Source organism: Neorhizobium sp. NPDC001467 (assembly GCF_050275975.1).
Lineage (GTDB): Bacteria > Pseudomonadota > Alphaproteobacteria > Rhizobiales > Rhizobiaceae > Neorhizobium.
On sequence record NZ_JBNNPS010000001.1, the window covers coordinates 434,788 to 449,448 of the forward strand.

At 60.6% G+C, this 14,661-nt stretch carries 18 protein-coding genes; 6 read left to right on the forward strand and 12 right to left on the reverse strand.

The window, feature by feature from the left end:
* Nucleotides 1–4 precede the first annotated feature (4 nt).
* From ACQKKX_RS02165 to ACQKKX_RS02180, 4 genes are all read right to left on the reverse strand, one after another.
* Nucleotides 5–1,225 carry an efflux RND transporter periplasmic adaptor subunit gene (locus ACQKKX_RS02165; protein WP_427568345.1) on the reverse strand — a complete coding sequence of 407 codons (1,221 nt, stop codon included), beginning with the start codon at nucleotides 1,223–1,225 and terminating at the stop codon, nucleotides 5–7.
* Nucleotides 1,226–1,420: 195 nt separating this feature from the next.
* Nucleotides 1,421–1,822: a hypothetical protein gene (locus tag ACQKKX_RS02170; RefSeq protein ID WP_427568347.1), complete on the reverse strand. Its 402-nt coding sequence runs from the start codon at nucleotides 1,820–1,822 to the stop codon at nucleotides 1,421–1,423.
* Between the two features lies 1 nt (nucleotide 1,823).
* Nucleotides 1,824–2,027 carry a hypothetical protein gene (locus ACQKKX_RS02175; RefSeq protein WP_427568349.1) on the reverse strand — a complete coding sequence of 68 codons (204 nt, stop codon included), beginning with the start codon at nucleotides 2,025–2,027 and terminating at the stop codon, nucleotides 1,824–1,826.
* A gap of 157 nt (nucleotides 2,028–2,184) precedes the next feature.
* Nucleotides 2,185–4,095: a methyl-accepting chemotaxis protein gene (locus ACQKKX_RS02180; RefSeq protein ID WP_427568351.1), complete on the reverse strand. Its 1,911-nt coding sequence runs from the start codon at nucleotides 4,093–4,095 to the stop codon at nucleotides 2,185–2,187.
* 329 nt (nucleotides 4,096–4,424) lie between these two features.
* On the opposite strand from ACQKKX_RS02180, the gene ACQKKX_RS02185 reads away from it, so the two are divergent.
* On the forward strand, nucleotides 4,425–4,835 hold the full coding sequence (locus ACQKKX_RS02185; protein ID WP_427568353.1) for a DUF2325 domain-containing protein: 411 nt from the start codon (nucleotides 4,425–4,427) through the stop codon (nucleotides 4,833–4,835).
* Between the two features lie 73 nt (nucleotides 4,836–4,908).
* On the opposite strand, the gene ACQKKX_RS02190 is transcribed toward ACQKKX_RS02185, so the two are convergent.
* The 3 genes from ACQKKX_RS02190 to ACQKKX_RS02200 form a co-directional block, all read right to left on the reverse strand.
* Nucleotides 4,909–5,292 carry a DUF423 domain-containing protein gene (locus tag ACQKKX_RS02190; protein ID WP_427568355.1) on the reverse strand — a complete coding sequence of 128 codons (384 nt, stop codon included), beginning with the start codon at nucleotides 5,290–5,292 and terminating at the stop codon, nucleotides 4,909–4,911.
* Between the two features lie 4 nt (nucleotides 5,293–5,296).
* The gene (locus ACQKKX_RS02195; protein ID WP_427568357.1) at nucleotides 5,297–5,689 is read right to left on the reverse strand and encodes a group II truncated hemoglobin; all 393 of its coding nucleotides are present in this window, start codon (nucleotides 5,687–5,689) and stop codon (nucleotides 5,297–5,299) included.
* A gap of 362 nt (nucleotides 5,690–6,051) precedes the next feature.
* Entirely contained in the window at nucleotides 6,052–6,264 is a 213-nt protein-coding gene (locus ACQKKX_RS02200; RefSeq protein ID WP_427568359.1) for a hypothetical protein, read from the reverse strand.
* A gap of 189 nt (nucleotides 6,265–6,453) precedes the next feature.
* Between ACQKKX_RS02200 and msrA the strand changes: the two genes are divergently transcribed.
* A complete protein-coding gene (gene msrA / locus ACQKKX_RS02205; protein WP_427568361.1) occupies nucleotides 6,454–6,966 on the forward strand; it encodes a peptide-methionine (S)-S-oxide reductase MsrA in 513 nt (170 codons plus the stop codon).
* Nucleotides 6,967–7,323: 357 nt separating this feature from the next.
* Here the strand turns inward: msrA and ACQKKX_RS02210 are convergent, their stop codons facing one another.
* From ACQKKX_RS02210 to ACQKKX_RS02220, 3 genes are all read right to left on the reverse strand, one after another.
* Complete coding sequence (locus ACQKKX_RS02210; protein ID WP_427568363.1) at nucleotides 7,324–7,626, reverse strand: hypothetical protein; 303 nt, start codon at nucleotides 7,624–7,626, stop codon at nucleotides 7,324–7,326.
* Between the two features lie 745 nt (nucleotides 7,627–8,371).
* Nucleotides 8,372–9,067: a gamma-glutamylcyclotransferase gene (locus ACQKKX_RS02215; protein ID WP_427568365.1), complete on the reverse strand. Its 696-nt coding sequence runs from the start codon at nucleotides 9,065–9,067 to the stop codon at nucleotides 8,372–8,374.
* A gap of 104 nt (nucleotides 9,068–9,171) precedes the next feature.
* A complete protein-coding gene (locus tag ACQKKX_RS02220; protein WP_427569328.1) occupies nucleotides 9,172–10,008 on the reverse strand; it encodes an alpha/beta fold hydrolase in 837 nt (278 codons plus the stop codon).
* A gap of 503 nt (nucleotides 10,009–10,511) precedes the next feature.
* On the opposite strand from ACQKKX_RS02220, the gene ACQKKX_RS02225 reads away from it, so the two are divergent.
* Both ACQKKX_RS02225 and ACQKKX_RS02230 read left to right on the forward strand, forming a co-directional pair.
* Nucleotides 10,512–11,411, forward strand: coding sequence for a LysR family transcriptional regulator (locus ACQKKX_RS02225; protein WP_427568367.1), 900 nt, complete (start codon nucleotides 10,512–10,514; stop codon nucleotides 11,409–11,411).
* Nucleotides 11,412–11,575: 164 nt separating this feature from the next.
* On the forward strand, nucleotides 11,576–11,956 hold the full coding sequence (locus ACQKKX_RS02230; RefSeq protein WP_427568369.1) for a response regulator: 381 nt from the start codon (nucleotides 11,576–11,578) through the stop codon (nucleotides 11,954–11,956).
* Here the strand turns inward: ACQKKX_RS02230 and ACQKKX_RS02235 are convergent.
* Nucleotides 11,953–12,195, reverse strand: coding sequence for a hypothetical protein (locus tag ACQKKX_RS02235; protein WP_427568371.1), 243 nt, complete (start codon nucleotides 12,193–12,195; stop codon nucleotides 11,953–11,955). The two genes, ACQKKX_RS02230 and ACQKKX_RS02235, sit on opposite strands and share 4 nt — an antisense overlap.
* A gap of 121 nt (nucleotides 12,196–12,316) precedes the next feature.
* On the opposite strand from ACQKKX_RS02235, the gene ACQKKX_RS02240 reads away from it, so the two are divergent.
* Both ACQKKX_RS02240 and ACQKKX_RS02245 read left to right on the forward strand, forming a co-directional pair.
* Nucleotides 12,317–12,484, forward strand: a complete 168-nt coding sequence (locus ACQKKX_RS02240) for a hypothetical protein (RefSeq protein WP_427568372.1) — start codon at nucleotides 12,317–12,319, stop codon at nucleotides 12,482–12,484.
* Nucleotides 12,485–12,865: 381 nt separating this feature from the next.
* A complete protein-coding gene (locus ACQKKX_RS02245) occupies nucleotides 12,866–14,131 on the forward strand; it encodes a tyrosine-type recombinase/integrase (protein ID WP_427568374.1) in 1,266 nt (421 codons plus the stop codon).
* On the opposite strand, the gene ACQKKX_RS02250 is transcribed toward ACQKKX_RS02245, so the two are convergent.
* Nucleotides 14,128–14,562 (reverse strand): Arc family DNA-binding protein, encoded by a 435-nt coding sequence (locus ACQKKX_RS02250; protein WP_427568375.1) that lies wholly within the window; start codon nucleotides 14,560–14,562, stop codon nucleotides 14,128–14,130. The genes ACQKKX_RS02245 and ACQKKX_RS02250 overlap by 4 nt on opposite strands.
* Between the last annotated feature and the right edge of the window lie 99 nt (nucleotides 14,563–14,661).

The window sequence follows — 14,661 nt, forward strand, 5'->3', positions numbered from 1 at the left end:
ATCCTCAGTTCGACGCTTGTTTCTGCGCTTTGCTATTCGCAGGTTCGGTGTTTTGCGCTTCAACGGGCGCGATGCGGTCGCCGTCGCGCACGAAGGCGCCCGCCTTGGCCACGACCTTGTCGCCTGTCTTGAGACCGCTGACGATCTCGACGAAACCCGCATCCTGTATGCCGGTCTCGATCTTTGCCTGCCGGACGACTTCGCCTTCCACCTTGCGGGCGACCGAGCCATCCCGACCGCTGGTGACCGCCGATTGCGGCAGTGCTGGCGCGGTCTTCTGCGCAACGATGACCTCGGCGCTCGCATACATGCCGGCGCGGGCGGTGCTGGTTGCGTCGACGACGATATGGACGGCGCCGAGGCGGGTGGATGCATCCACGGTCGGCGACACGAGACGCACGACGCCCTCGATACCATTGCGGTTGCCGGCGACACGGATGCTTGCCTTCTGATCCCGCGTGATCTTGCCGATGTCCGTTTCGGCCAGATCGGCGACGAGTTCGATAGCGCCATCGCGAATGATGTTGAACAATGGTTCACCGCTGCCGGCGGCGATTGCGCCCACCTTGGCGTTTTTCACCGAAACGACGCCTGCGACTGGCGATCTCACTTCGGTGCGGGCAAGCTTCAGGTCGATATCGGCGATCTGCGCGTCGACGACCTTGATATCGGCCTCGGCGACGCCGACCGCCTGCTGGGCGGCTTTCAGCTTGGCGTCTGCGACCTGTGCCTGTGCCTGGGCCTGCTCGACCTGCGAGATCGAACTCGTGCCGTTCTGGCCAAGCCGGGCTGTGCGGTCACGCTGGCGGATGGCATCGTCATAGCTCGCCTGCGCCTCGACGACCTGGGCCCTTGACTGCGCGAGCCCGGCCTCCGCCTTGGCCTTGTTGGCCTGATATTGGCTTTTCTGCAGGATCAACGCATCGCCATCGAGCAGGGCCAGCACGGCGCCGGCTTCGACCCGGTCGCCAACATCGACCGCCAGAGACTTGATCGGCAGACCGTCGACGAGCGGTTGAACCAGGATTTCATCGATCGGCCGGATCGTGCCGGTGGCGATGACGCGGTCGGTAAGCGGTCGTTCCGTCACTTCTGTCACGACAATGGCAGGCAATTTGGGTGCGGGCTTCGGCTGCTGCTCCTGTGCGAGAACAGATGGTGCCGCAAGGCAGATCAACGCAAGGACAGCGCAGGCGGAGAGGAATTCGGAGCGGCAGCGAAACATACGGACACTTTCAGTGGAATATGGGAGAGTAATCCAACGGCTACCGGTCGATCGCGCCTCCCAACGCAAAGCTACCAGTCAGATGTGTGTCTCGGCGTGCAAAAGCAAGGTTTCGCAGCTGCGGCGGCGGCCGGAACACATATAATCACCAATCAGCAAAAGTTTGGCGGATTTCTGGCCATGCCGGAGATCGCCTCACCGGCATTTCGGCAACGGACCCCAGCGCGTCCCGTCTTTGAAGGCAATGATGTAGCCCCTGGCGGATTTCGTCAGGTCGACCGTTTCGACCGCGCCGCTCTCGCCTTCGCTTTCGCACTGCGTCTTGATCTTGAAACCGCCGGCGGTCGTCATCGGCCTGTCCTTGAACGCGCAAAAGGCCGTGGCTGTGGTGATGCCCTCGGCATTCAGCAGGAAAAACACGTCAGCGCCGGACGATTCTCCCGTGCGGGCATAGGCGCAGCCCTCCTTGTTGCCATAGGCGCCATCCAGAAATGTGTCGGCATGGACGAGCGTGGCGGAGCTTGCGAGCGGCATGACGGTCAGGGCTCTAAGCAGGCAACCGAGGATCGGCATGGCTTTCTTCGCATGGGTGGACATCTCAGGCCTCGACCAGTTCCAGGCGTTTTTCGATGCGCAGGACACGCTCGTCCATCCGGTCAAGCCGGTTTGATATGATGGCATATTGCTGCCCAAGGATTCCAAGCCCGCCTTTGATTTCCTGCATGTCATCGGACAGGCGCTCGGTGGTTGCACGAATGGCGCGCAAATGTTCAAGGACGAGGTTTTCGACTGCCGGGGACATGCGGGAAGGCTCCGCGTTCGAACTGCCGGCAACTATAGCGGTCAATGCGGCCCGCGACAATCGCGATGTGGCGCCGCTGCCGGGTCCGGTTCGCGCAAAAAAGAAGCCCGGAGCGTTGCTGCTCCGGGCTCTTGTCTTTCCGCTGTCGCGAAGGCGATCAGGCGGCCGAGCGGTAACGGTTGCCTGCCGAAGCCTGATAGCCCTCTTCGAGCTTGAAATTCTGCAGGATGCTCTGCAGCTGGCGGCTTTCTTCGGCAAGGGTTTCGCTTGCCGCCGTGGTTTCTTCCACCATGGCCGCGTTCTTCTGGGTCATCTGGTCCATGTGATTGACCGAGGAGTTGATCTCGGCCAGCGCCATCGACTGCTCCTTGGCAGCGGTGGCAATCGATTCCACATGCTCGTTGACGCGGTTGACGAGGTCCTCGATCTCGAGAAGCGCATCGCCGGTGGAGCGGACGAGCGACACGCCGCCATCGACTTCCGATGCCGAGGTGCTGATCAGCGTCTTGATTTCCTTTGCGGCATTGGCGGAACGCTGGGCCAGTTCGCGGACTTCCTGGGCGACAACCGCAAAACCGCGACCGGCTTCACCGGCACGAGCGGCCTCGACGCCGGCATTCAGCGCCAGAAGGTTGGTCTGGAAGGCAATCTCGTCGATCACGCCGATGATCTGGCTGATCTTGTTCGAAGATTCCTCGATACGGCCCATGGCGGTAACCGCCGAGCGGACGATATCGCCGGACTTCGACGCGCTCTGCTTGGTCTGGCGCACCATGTCGCGCGCTTCGTTGGAGCGGGCCGAGGCGGCGCGCACGGTGGCGGTGATCTCGTCGAGCGCTGCTGCGGTTTCCTCCAGCGACGCCGCCTGCTGTTCGGTGCGTCTGGAAAGATCGTTGGCTGCGGCGGAAAGTTCGGCCGAGTTGTTGTTGATCGTGCCGGCGGCGCCGCGCACATTGTGCATGGTGGCGCGCAGCGTCACCATGGTGGCGTTGACGTTGCCCTGCAGTTCGGCAAACGCGCCCTGGAACTGACCTTCCATCGTCTGCGTCAGGTCGGCATCGGCAAGGGCTGCAATGACGCGGCGGACTTCGGTGACGGCGCTGTCGACGCTGGCCACCAGTTCGTTGACGCTGCGGGCGAAGCGGTTGAGGTCTTCGCTCTGATAATCCTTGTTGATCCGGGCGGTGAAATCACCGGCGACCGCGGATGCGACCACGACCGCAATGCTGGACTGGAGGTCGGTGCTGCGTTCGTGCAGAACGGCTTCCTGTGCCTTGAGCCGGTCCATCGCCAGCGCGTTCTGACGGAACACGTCGACGGCGCGCGCCATCTCTCCAATCTCGTCCTTGCGGTCCGCATCGACGGCGCCGCCTTCGAGATCGCCCTTGGCAAGGCGGGTCATCGCCTCGGTCAGATCACGGATCGGGCGGACGATCCCCTTGCGGGCTACCAGCGTGCTGATGATGCCGCCGAGCGCAATGAAGCCGAGCGCGGCGAGGGCGGAAATCAGCAGTGCGGTCGAGGAGGAGTCGACGGCGGACGCGCGGGCCTGCGCCAGCGACTTGCTGGAATAGGTGCTGTAGACCTTGACGGTATCGGTCACGACCTTCTGGCCGGCGAGCGCCTTTTGCAACGCGCCTCCGATCGCCGCTGTATCGGTCGGGTTCTTCTCGGCGATATCGACCATTTTTCGGATTTCGCCGAAATAGTTCTCCATGGCGCCACGGATCGTCTTCAACTGATCCGTTTCGGTGGCATCCGCGGTGGATTCAATCTTCGGGAGACGGCCGAGCATTTCGGTTGCGCGCTTGTCGGTTTCGGCACGAAAGTCCTTGGCCTTGTCCGGCGCTGCCGCCAGCTGATAGGTCATGCGGCTGATCGCAATGATATCGACGCGCAGGTCCATCGCCTCGCGCGCGACTTCCTCGCGGGTGCCGACCGAGATCATTGCCTGCTGAAGGCCGTAAAGCCCGCTGCCGGCAACGCCGGCGATGACGACGGATGAGAGACCCATCACCACCGTCACAATCCCTAGTTTCTTGGAAATTGCGATATCTTTGAATGCCATAGGACCTACACCCCACCCAAAACTGCAGAACACGAAGGCGCGCGGCGCTCCCGGAATGAGAGACGCTTCAGCTTGCTTGTGCGACAATTTGGCACGCGGGCACTAATTGCCGGTTAAAAATGTCGGCAATTCGTGGTGTGGCGCGAAGAAGTGCGCGTTTTCCGATAAAGGGTCGGCGCGCTTGCCCGAAATTTGTTGAGCGTCATCGTCAACTTTAATGTTTACTCTCAAAATCAAGTTTACTAGGATGCACCTTGATCCTGCATTTCCGCTCTAGGAAATGGCTTGAGAATCGATTGCAGCACTTTGATTGCGAGACGAGATTGGTGATGGCGAAGAAGCAGAAGCGCAAGAGCGCCAACGGCGGTGCCGAAGAGCAGGCGCGTTCCGTTGCCGGCGTGACCGAGGCGCAGCAGGATATTCGCAGCTTTCTCTATGTTGGGGGGCGCGACTGCCAGGTGGCGCATCTGCGCGCTATCGCCAGCGCACACGGCGCCGAACTGATCCATCACGACGGCGGATTGCGCGAGGCGGTGTCGCGTATCGATACCGTACTGCCTTCGGTCGACTGCGTGTTCTGCCCCATAGACTGTATCAGCCACGACGCGTGTCTGCGCGTCAAGACAGGTTGCAAGAAGTTCGGCGTGACCTTCGTGCCGCTGCGCAACGGCTCCAAATCCAGTCTCGACCGCGCCCTTCAGACGATGAAGGACCGGCGTGAGGAACGCCGCGTTTCCTGATCAGCCTTGGGCGCAACGGGGCGGGACCCAGCCATCGGCCTGCGATCCGAGGGCGTAGGTCGGTAACGGAATGTTAATCCTTGTGCCTGTCCAGGCGCACTGGAAAGGCAGCGCCGGCGGCGGTGATCAGCCAGCCGAGCATCATCATCGATCCGCCCAGCGGCGCTGCAAACGGAAACAGCCTTTCTGCGAAGACGTGCCGTGACGCTAGGTCGCCGGCAAACAGGATGGTGCCGGTGCCCAGCACCAGCGCCGCAGCCGTTGCGGTGCGAAACCGGTCGTTCGCGAGATAGAGCCCGAGAAGGACGGGTGCATGCGCAAGACACATGGTGGAGGCCGCGCCGAGAAAGGCGGTGTCGCCGCCATGGCTGGCGGCAGCCGCCAGCGCCACCCCGGAAGCGCCGATGAGGCCGCTTCCCAGGAGAATGAACGGGCGCAGTTTATCCAGTCTCGCCAATGGTCTACTCCCTGTTTTGCATATGAAGGGCCAGCCGCTCGATGGGGGGCCAGATGATGTCGCGCAATTTCGGATTGTCGATCGTCTCATCAAGCGCGCGACGGAAGCAGAGCAGCCATTCATCGCGCTCGGCGGGGCCGATCGCCGCGCCGAAATGGCGCGAGCGCAGGCGCGGGTGGCCGTATTTTTCCACATAGACCGGCGGGCCGCCGAGATAGCCTGTCAGATACTCGTAAAGTCGGGCTTCGCTTCCGGCGAGGCTTTCTGGATGAATGGCGCGGCAGCGCGCTGCCTCCGGCAACGTATCCATCAACTCGTAGAACCGTCGCGTCAGCGCACGGACCGTGATGTCCCCGCCGATTGCGTCGTAAAGCGTAATCGTCTGTCCTGCTGCCATGCGAGATCCACCGTGTCGGAAAGACCGCCGGGATGCGAGGCCCGAAATACGATCGCCTAGATTTTCGATCATGTCCGGGACGTCTGTTACGCCGCGACAGGCACGACGGCAAGCGTCAGCGCGTCGCAGCCCAATGGCTCAAAGGCGATAAATCGTCGTGCGGGAGTGGTGCCGGAGATTGAGCAGGGAGGGGGTCGGTGCGCCGCGATCGCTGAGCGGCAGGGAATTGGTCTGCGACATGCCGCGATCGTGCGGCGAGACAGGCGAGTTAGGCGAGCCCTCAGGGACGCGCAAGGCGAGGTCGCGGGTTCGCATCCTTGCGGGACGCCACGAGTTATCGCGGACGTTGCCGGGTCGCAGCTTCAGCCCACGTTGATCGTTGAAGATCCGGGCCGGGACCCATTTTCCAATTCTGAGAGCAGGTACAGCATTTCGCGCTCAACCTGCACTTTCTGAATGCGCGCCGCGCTTTGCAGAAGCTGAACAAATGCCGCCACTGGCACATTATCTGCCTGAAGCAATTGCACGATCATCGGATCGTTGATCGCTTCGTGGATCGTCAGGTCACTCCTCATGTAGGCGCCTCCTTCGCTCCCGAGCAGTGCGTAGAAATTGCGCCGATTTGATGGTTTTCACAAGCGTTAATTAGTCGATTGAAATGTGCGAAGATTTTGCCGCTACCGGTGTCCCCGGCATCGACATCTGTGAAAAGTCTCGGGCGCATCCTATATGGGGCCAAGAATATTCAAAGATTGGAGCAAGTCATGACGACGGAACGTGCAGTGCTGGCTGGCGGCTGTTTCTGGGGAATGCAGGATCTGATCCGCAAGATGCCCGGCGTCATCTCGACGCGGGTGGGCTATAGCGGCGGCGAGGTGGCGAATGCCACCTATCGCAACCACGGCAATCATGCGGAAGCGATCGAGATCATTTTCGATCCAGCGCGGCTGAGTTTTCGCGATCTGCTGGAATTCTTCTTCCAGATCCACGATCCCTCTACCCCGAACCGGCAGGGTAACGACCTCGGTCCGAGCTATCGTTCGGCCATCTTCTATGTCGATGAAACGCAGAAGAAGGTTGCCGAGGACACGATTGCCGATGTCGACGCATCCGGCCTGTGGCCGGGAAAAGTAGTCACCGAGCTTTCGCCGGTCTCGGACTTCTGGGAAGCCGAACCTGAGCATCAGGATTATCTGGAACGCATCCCGAATGGCTATACCTGCCATTTCGTGCGTCCCAACTGGAAGCTGCCGCGCCGTCAAACAATGACAGCCTGAAATAGACGGTCGGGCAGTGACAGGTCGAGAATATCCGGCGCCCGGCCATGTCGGGCACCGTTTTTGACGGGAAACGGCCAAGGTCGCGTTAATAAGAACGCGGCGACATTGTCGAAGAGGCAACAAAAAAGGCCGGGCGAAACTCGCACCGACCTTCCTCACTTCATCTAAGCCGCGCTGCCAGTACATCCGTGGTCAGGCGGCGATGAATTTCTGTATGGCTGCAATATGGAAATACTTCGTGACGATTTCAAGACAGTTTGGCGAAAAAGCAGTTTTCGTCTGAAAAAGAGACGGGCTGGTGAGGTCACTGGCAACGCCGGCGGCCCGCGCTTCTGGAAAAGCCGTCCGATATGCTCAGTCGCCGCGGCTGAAGGGGATGCGCACGACCCGGCGGCTGACGAGGCGCAGGCTGCGATCCGGTTGCAGCACGTAACGTTCGATAACGCGATAGCCGAACGCGTTGTCGAATTCATGCGTGAGCGTGCTGCCGATGGGTGATTTGGTCAGTCGGGTGCGCGGCTGGCCGCCATAGGTGATGCTGCCCGGGATAGGCTGGATGCCGGGACCGGCATCGAAGGGCCGCATGGCGGGATCCGAAGTCGAGCTGCAGGCCGAAAGCCCAAGCACAAAGACAATGGAAAGCGATCGTTTCTTCATCGAATGGCCTCACCGAGCGGGATCTCTGCCTTTTATCTGGCGTAGCTCAAACGGATAACAAGGTTTTAGGCGCGGCGCGGAAGCCTGCGGCGGCGATTGCCGCGGCGGCATTTTGCGCTATTCCGGACATCCGCCGCAGGTAAAAGCAATATCGGGCAATCGGTCAATCGGAGAACGTTGATGATCGCGGTTCCGGGTCTGCAGGCCATGTCGACTACGCCGTCCTGCGGGCGCTTCTGAAGAGGGAAGCACGGTTCTGGCCCTTGTCCACGCGAGCGAGCGTGCAGCGGCATGGAAGGACCAGAACGTCTCCACTCACTTGGTGGATGTTCTGGCGTGACGGATGTTCTGGACACGCAGGCGCTGCATGACATGTTCAGGGAGGCGAAGCGCGCATTTGACGTTGGCGGTGGAGGATACCGGTATCGCGTATATCGAAGGACCGGAGCGGATCACCTCCCGCCGGATCACCTCCCGCCGGATCACCTGCCGCCGGATCGCCGCCCTCTTGTCGGATGTCTTGGGACATCGCGTCAGTATGGAAACGATTGCCGGCGAAGAGTGCGTGATCCCGACAAGGGCATTGCAGCGGCAGGTGGCGCCGAATTTTCCTTTGCTGCACCGGATCAACCTGGCCAAGGCCTCGTGTTTCTGGACTACCGGCGGTCCCGAGCCTCAGGAGGCGTTCGGAGCCAACGCCGTGGCTGCGGGGGCCGCGCTCGTCCTTTCGAACTTCCGCTCATCTTCAGCGGAATGCCGCCTGATGCGGGTCCACGTGTTCCTGCAATCTGGCCGCGACCAGCGCCTGCAGCCGCCAGAGGTTGCGATCATAGATGTTTCTTTCTGCAAGATCGACGATCGTTCGGCGAAGGTATTCCGCACAGGAACCGGCCGGGCCGCATGCCTGCGCCATGAGTGGGGCCGCCTCTGCAAGCGCAATCTTCTCCGTCAGCGGCGATGCTTTCGGGCTTGCCCAAAAGGTGAGCGCCCGCCGCGTTCCCGAGGGAGTGCGAACGGATACCCAGCGCATCATGTCACAGACCTCGGCATAACGGATTTCGCGGGCAAGCAGGATGCGCAGATCCTCGTCACGGTTCTCCGCGGACATTTTCAGGACGGCGCCCGAGCAGCTTCCGCCGGGTCTCAGCGCCAGCATGAGCCCCGGCGTCTTGGTGCTGGCCCTCAGGCGCTGGATGCGCAGCGAAAAGGCCCGGTGCCAGCCATGCGCGACGGCGGCTTCGCTGGCAGACGGCTCGAACCCCGGATTCCACAACAGCGACCCGTAGGCGAATATCCAGAGATCGTGGCCGGCCGCGTCGTGCTCGACCCTGCGGACAAGTTCGTCGAGTTGCGGACCGGTAATCGGCGTGCGGTCCGGCTCCGGTCCTTCGTCCTTTACCGCCCGCAACGTTTTAAGCACGAGGTCGGACGTAAGTTCCATTGTCCGGGCGGAAGGGCTTTGCGAGGATTTCGGAGGCATGATCGGTCCAAACATAGCGGAAGAAGGAGACGACGGAGGCACGAAAGCCTCCGTCGTTTGGTCGCTTAGCTTCTTACAAAGGCCAGCAGGTCCGCGTTCAGCACGTCGGCGTTGACGGTAAGCATGCCGTGCGAGAAACCCGGATAGGTTTTCAGCGTGCCGTTCCTGAGGAGCTTGATGGATTTGTGTGCGGAATCCGCGATCGGAACGATCTGGTCGTCCTCGCCGTGCAGCACCAGGGTGGGAACGCTGATCGCCTTCAGGTCTTCCGTCTGGTCGGTTTCGGAAAAGGCCTTGATACCGTCGTAATGCGCCTTGGCGCCGCCCATCATGCCCTGACGCCACCAGTTCTGGATCACGCCTTCGGACACCTTGGCGCCGTCACGGTTGAAACCGTAGAACGGGCCGGCCGGAACATTGCGGAAGAACTGCGCGCGGTTGGCGGCGAGCGCCGAGCGGAAGCCATCGAACACTTCCATCGGCAGGCCTTCCGGGTTCGCTTCGGTCTTCAGCATCAGTGGCGGCACGGCGGAAACGAGAACAGCCTTGGCGACGCGGCCGGCAGGCTGACCATGCTTTGCGACATAACGGGCGACTTCGCCGCCACCCGTGGAATGCCCGATATGAACGGCATTCTTGAGGTCGAGATGTTCGGCGACTGCAAACGCATCGGCGGCGTAATGATCCATGTCATGACCTTCCGCCACCTGGGCCGAACGGCCATGGCCGCGGCGGTCATGGGCGACGACGCGATAGCCGTTCTGCAGGAAGAACAGCATCTGAGCGTCCCAATCGTCCGACGACAGCGGCCAGCCGTGGTGGAAGACGATCGGCTGCGCGTCTTTCGCACCCCAGTCCTTGTAGAAGATTTCGACGCCGTCCTTGGTGGTGACATAGGCCATGGTTCTGTTTCCTTCGATAAAGTGGTGAGTGGTTGCAGCCTCTGCTGCATGGGAAAGGGAAGCTGGGATTGCAAAGGCGGCAGCGGCAGCGGCTCCGGAGAGCAGGGCGCCGCGGCGCGTCATGGGAAAATCGTTCGGTGTCATATCGGTTTCTCTCATCATCAGCACCTGGTCTCTGCGACCCCCGTGTTCGTCTGATGAAGCCATATTGAGCGGAAACGAGCGCTCCAACAAGTGCACCAATTGTGTCGAGATAATTGCGATTTTCGAAATTATCTGGTTAGGTCAGAACGTTCCTTACGCTGCTGAGGCGTTCCACAGTTATAGCCATAAGAACGCGAGCATCCGGATGCGGGAGTTCTCAGGCCTTCCTGTGAAGGCTGACGCGCATTCCTCACACCGGTCTGGTGCACTCCGTTTATTGTCTGGACCGAATGCGGCCGTTGATCGTTGAAAAAACAGGTAATCCTCACGAAAAAAATTGCCCGGGGTGAAATAATCGAATGAACGACTACAAGGCTCTGCGCATCTTTCTCCTGGCAGCCGAGAAGCGAAATTTTGCGCAAGTGGCGCGCGAAATCGACATGACGCCCGCGGCCGTCACGCGCGCCATCGCCGCGCTTGAAACGGAACTCGGCGTCCAGCTCTTCGTGCGCACCACCCGCCAGGTATCGCTGACGACGGACGGCGCGATCTTCGCGGCGCAGGTCCAGCCCGCGGTTAAGTCGCTCGAGGACGCGCGGCGCGAGATGATGAACGCCCATAAGGCGGAGGAGGGTCGCCTCAGGATCAGCGCGCCGACCTGGTTCGGAAAGGTCGTGCTGCCGCCGATCCTATCCGGCTTCAGGGACAAGTATCCGAAGATGTGCTTCGAGATCTCGCTGTCGGACGGGCTGGTGAACATCGTCGACGACGACTACGATCTCGCGATCCGCATCTCTTCCCAGCCCTCCGACAAGTTCACGATCTGGAGAAAGATCCGTGTCGTGCCCCGCATTCTCGTCGCAGCACCCGGCAGCCGCTTCGTTGGCATGTCGCATCCTCATGAGCTGACGCCGGACGATTGCCTGGCCTATAGCGGGGAAAGCCGGCGGGAGAACTGGGTCCTGTCCGACGGCGGCTCAAGCATTTCGATCTCCGCCGGTCGTGCCTTCAGCGCCAATAGCGGCGAGGTTCTTGCCGACATGGCCGCAGACGGGGTAGGGGTCGCGCTCCTTCCCGGCTTCAACATCGCGGCGCATATCCGCAGCGGACGTCTCGTGCATGTCTTCAAGGGATGGGCGCCGCCGGATCTCTGGTTGACGCTGTTCTATCCGCCCTATCAGGCGCTGCCGCCGCGCATCGCATCCTTCTCCAAGTTTTTCGAGGAACAGCTTCCGGCGCATATGGTCATGCTGGACTAGCAAGCGCGCACGGCGATCATGCCGGAACTTTCGCGCGCGCTCCTGGCGGGCGGACGCTCGGATTGTTCGCATTTTATTAAATATGTTGGCAAATACTCTGCGCCGAGGGGCGATCTAAATCTGGACAAGCGAGTTCATCTCGTGACCACGGAGCGGAGACTGCCATGTGTTTGCGTACAGTCCTTGTCGTTGAAGACGAGCCACTCATTCGGATGGTGCTCGCCGATACCCTGGCGGACGAAGGATACGACGTCGTCGAGGCCGGCAACGTCCTGGAAGCCGTGGCCGTCCTTGGCCAGCGGACGATCGACGCGGTCGTCACGGATATCGACATGCCTGGAGGCCTGAGCGGTCTCGATCTTGCCCGGATGATCTCGTCGACCCATAGGAACGTGCCCGTGATCATCGCATCGGGCAGACATTGTCTGGCTGAGGACACGCTGCCGGACCACGCCGTCTTCGTTGCAAAACCCTACGGGCCGGACGTCATCGCGACCATGGTCGGCGAGATGACAAGGCGAGACACGGTGCGGATGACCGCTTAAAAGAAGTCACCGATCCTGCCGGACTGGAAGACGATCTCCGGTTCGCCTTCCTCGCCGACCACCGGATCCCCTTCACGCTTGAAGGCGACCGCGCCCTCATGTTGGGCGGCAAGGCGCCGGGCCTGCGCAACGGCGGTTCCCTCGTCAGCGACACCCTGCGGCTCGCTGGTTGCGACCAACTGGTTTCGCCCGTCGAGCGAAAAGGCAAGCACGTAGAAAGCGGTAAACGTTCCAGGCATATGGGGATCTCCTTATGCCATGGAAACGCATTCGCGCGCCGTCGGTTTCGATGGCGCGCGAGGCTTGTTTCGTCCGCCGGCATCACCATCTTGATTGCGTCCTCGAACCTGGAGCCTCGAGATGGAAGACGCGCTCGTCGAAACGACATCCGCCTGCGAAATCGACATCCTTCTGCCGGAGCGTGAGGAACGCTGCGACGGCGGCACTGTGTGCCTCTGCTGCGGACGTCAGCGATCCATGATGGACGAAGACGGATGCGGCATCTGCGAAGAGTGCCTTGCACCGTAGTCGACGAAACTCGTTCGGCCCCAAGGTTTTGCTTCGGCGGCACTTGCTGTGATCAGGGTCGTTCTGATCGAGGGGCGATGCTGTTTTCTCGTAGGCCGTCCACCAGGGGCGGGATCACGGTGATCAGCGAAAGCGGCCGCTGGATCTGTCTGTGATTTTCGTCAAAAAATGGCGCACCCGACAGGATTCGAACCTGTGACCTTTGGAATCGGAATGCAAGCGTCAATTGCTTTCCGATGCTTCCTGTTGTTTTCCGAAACAGGCTAAGCCTATATAGACCAAGGGCGAGGAGCTTTCGCAAATTACAACGGTCATTCCTGAGTTTTCCGCGCTTTGCTTCCTGCTGCTTCCTATACGCTTCCTACAGCAGGGTCCAGAACCATGGCAAAACTCACCAAACGATTGATCGACGGACTTGCGGGCCAAGACAAGGACTACTTCGAATGGGATGACGAGCTGCCAGGGTTTGGCGTCCGCGTTTGGCCTACTGGTCGGAAGACCTATGTGGCCCAATATCGGTCCGGAAAACAGACGCGCCGGTTCAAGATCGGTGTCCATGGCGCCCTGACCGTCGAGGAGGCGCGCAAGGAAGCGAAGTCCGTTCTGGGCGACGTTGCTCGAGGTGAAGACCCTCAGCTCGACCGCTCCACCCGCCGCAAGTCTCTCACCGTGAAGGATCTCTGCGAGACCTATTTCGAGGCGGCGAACAGTGGCCTCGTGCTCGGCAAGCGCGGCAAGCCTAAGAAGGCATCAACGCTCTATGTCGATCAGGGCAGGGCGAAGCGGCATATCATTCCCTTGCTCGGCACCAAGCTCGTCCGCGACCTCACGACGGCCGATGTCGTCAAGATGATGAGAGACGTGACCGTTGGAAAGACGGCAGTATCGGAAAAGACCGACAAGCTCCGCGGGCGTGCCATCGTCGAAGGCGGGGCGGGTACCGCTGGTCAGTCCGTTACCCTCCTGAGCGCCATCCTGTCCTACGCGGCGTCAGAGGGCATCGTTCCCCACAATGTTGCCCGAGGCATCCAGAAGCCAGCCGTAGGCAAGCGCACACGGCGTTTGTCGCCTGACGAGTATCTGAAGCTTGGCAAGGCCCTGAACGAAGCTGACGGGGAAGTGTGGCAAGCAGTGGCGGGCATTCGCCTATTCATGCTCACCGGATTCCGAATGAGCGAGATAGCGGGCCTCAAATGGTCTGAAGTCGATGAGGCTGGCAGTTGCTTCCGGCTGGACGATTCGAAAGAGGACGCGTCCGTTCGCCCTATCGGGCACCCCGTCTTCAAGGTTCTGAAGTCCCTCCCGCGCCAGAAGGGCAGCCCTTATGTGCTTCCCGGCCCAAGGAGCGATGACGGATACTACACGGCGCTGGATGAGGCTATCGAGCGGATCACCAAGAAGGCAAAGATTACCGGCGTCACGTCTCACACGCTGCGCCACAGCTACGCCTCACTGGCTGGCGACCTGGGGTTCACCGAGATCACCATTGCCGCTCTGCTCGGCCATGCCGCCGGCAACGTCACCCAGCGATATGTGCATCACCTAGATACCGTCCTGATCGCCGCTGCGAACAAGGTGTCGGGTGAGGTCGATCGGCTGATGACCGGCAGGACAGCAGAGATCGTCGAGCTGCCTCGACGGGCCTAGAAGGGGATGTCGTCATCGTTGTTTGATGCGTCTGTCTCAAATGGGCTTTGATGAGTTTCGGCGAACTCGTCAGCTAGACGCTCTTGCCAGTAATTGTGGCGCTCTTGAACCATCTCGCGAAAACGCGGCTCGGTGGGAACCTTGTTCCAAATGACATCCGAGATCGTGTCGTCAATTCGCTCGATCAGGGAGTCCAAGCCTTGATACGTGTCCTTCGAGTCCTTCAACATTGAAACGGCGTTCGCCAGTTCCTCCAGCTTCTCCTCAAGCGTCACCTTCGGTGGGAAGGTTTTCTCAAGGCACCAGACGATTGCCTCGTTCATCGACATGCCGGCGAACTCGGCTTTTTCCTTGATGCGGTCCCGCATGCCAGGCGGAAGCCGCAACTGGAACTGGTCATAATCCTTCACCTTGGATTTTTCCCGCTTCATAATCAAAGGCTTCCCCAAATTATATCATTTTATGCTAGGTACAGCTTGACCTAACCACGGCTTTCCCTCTTAATGCAATCATAGCACAACATGCTATGT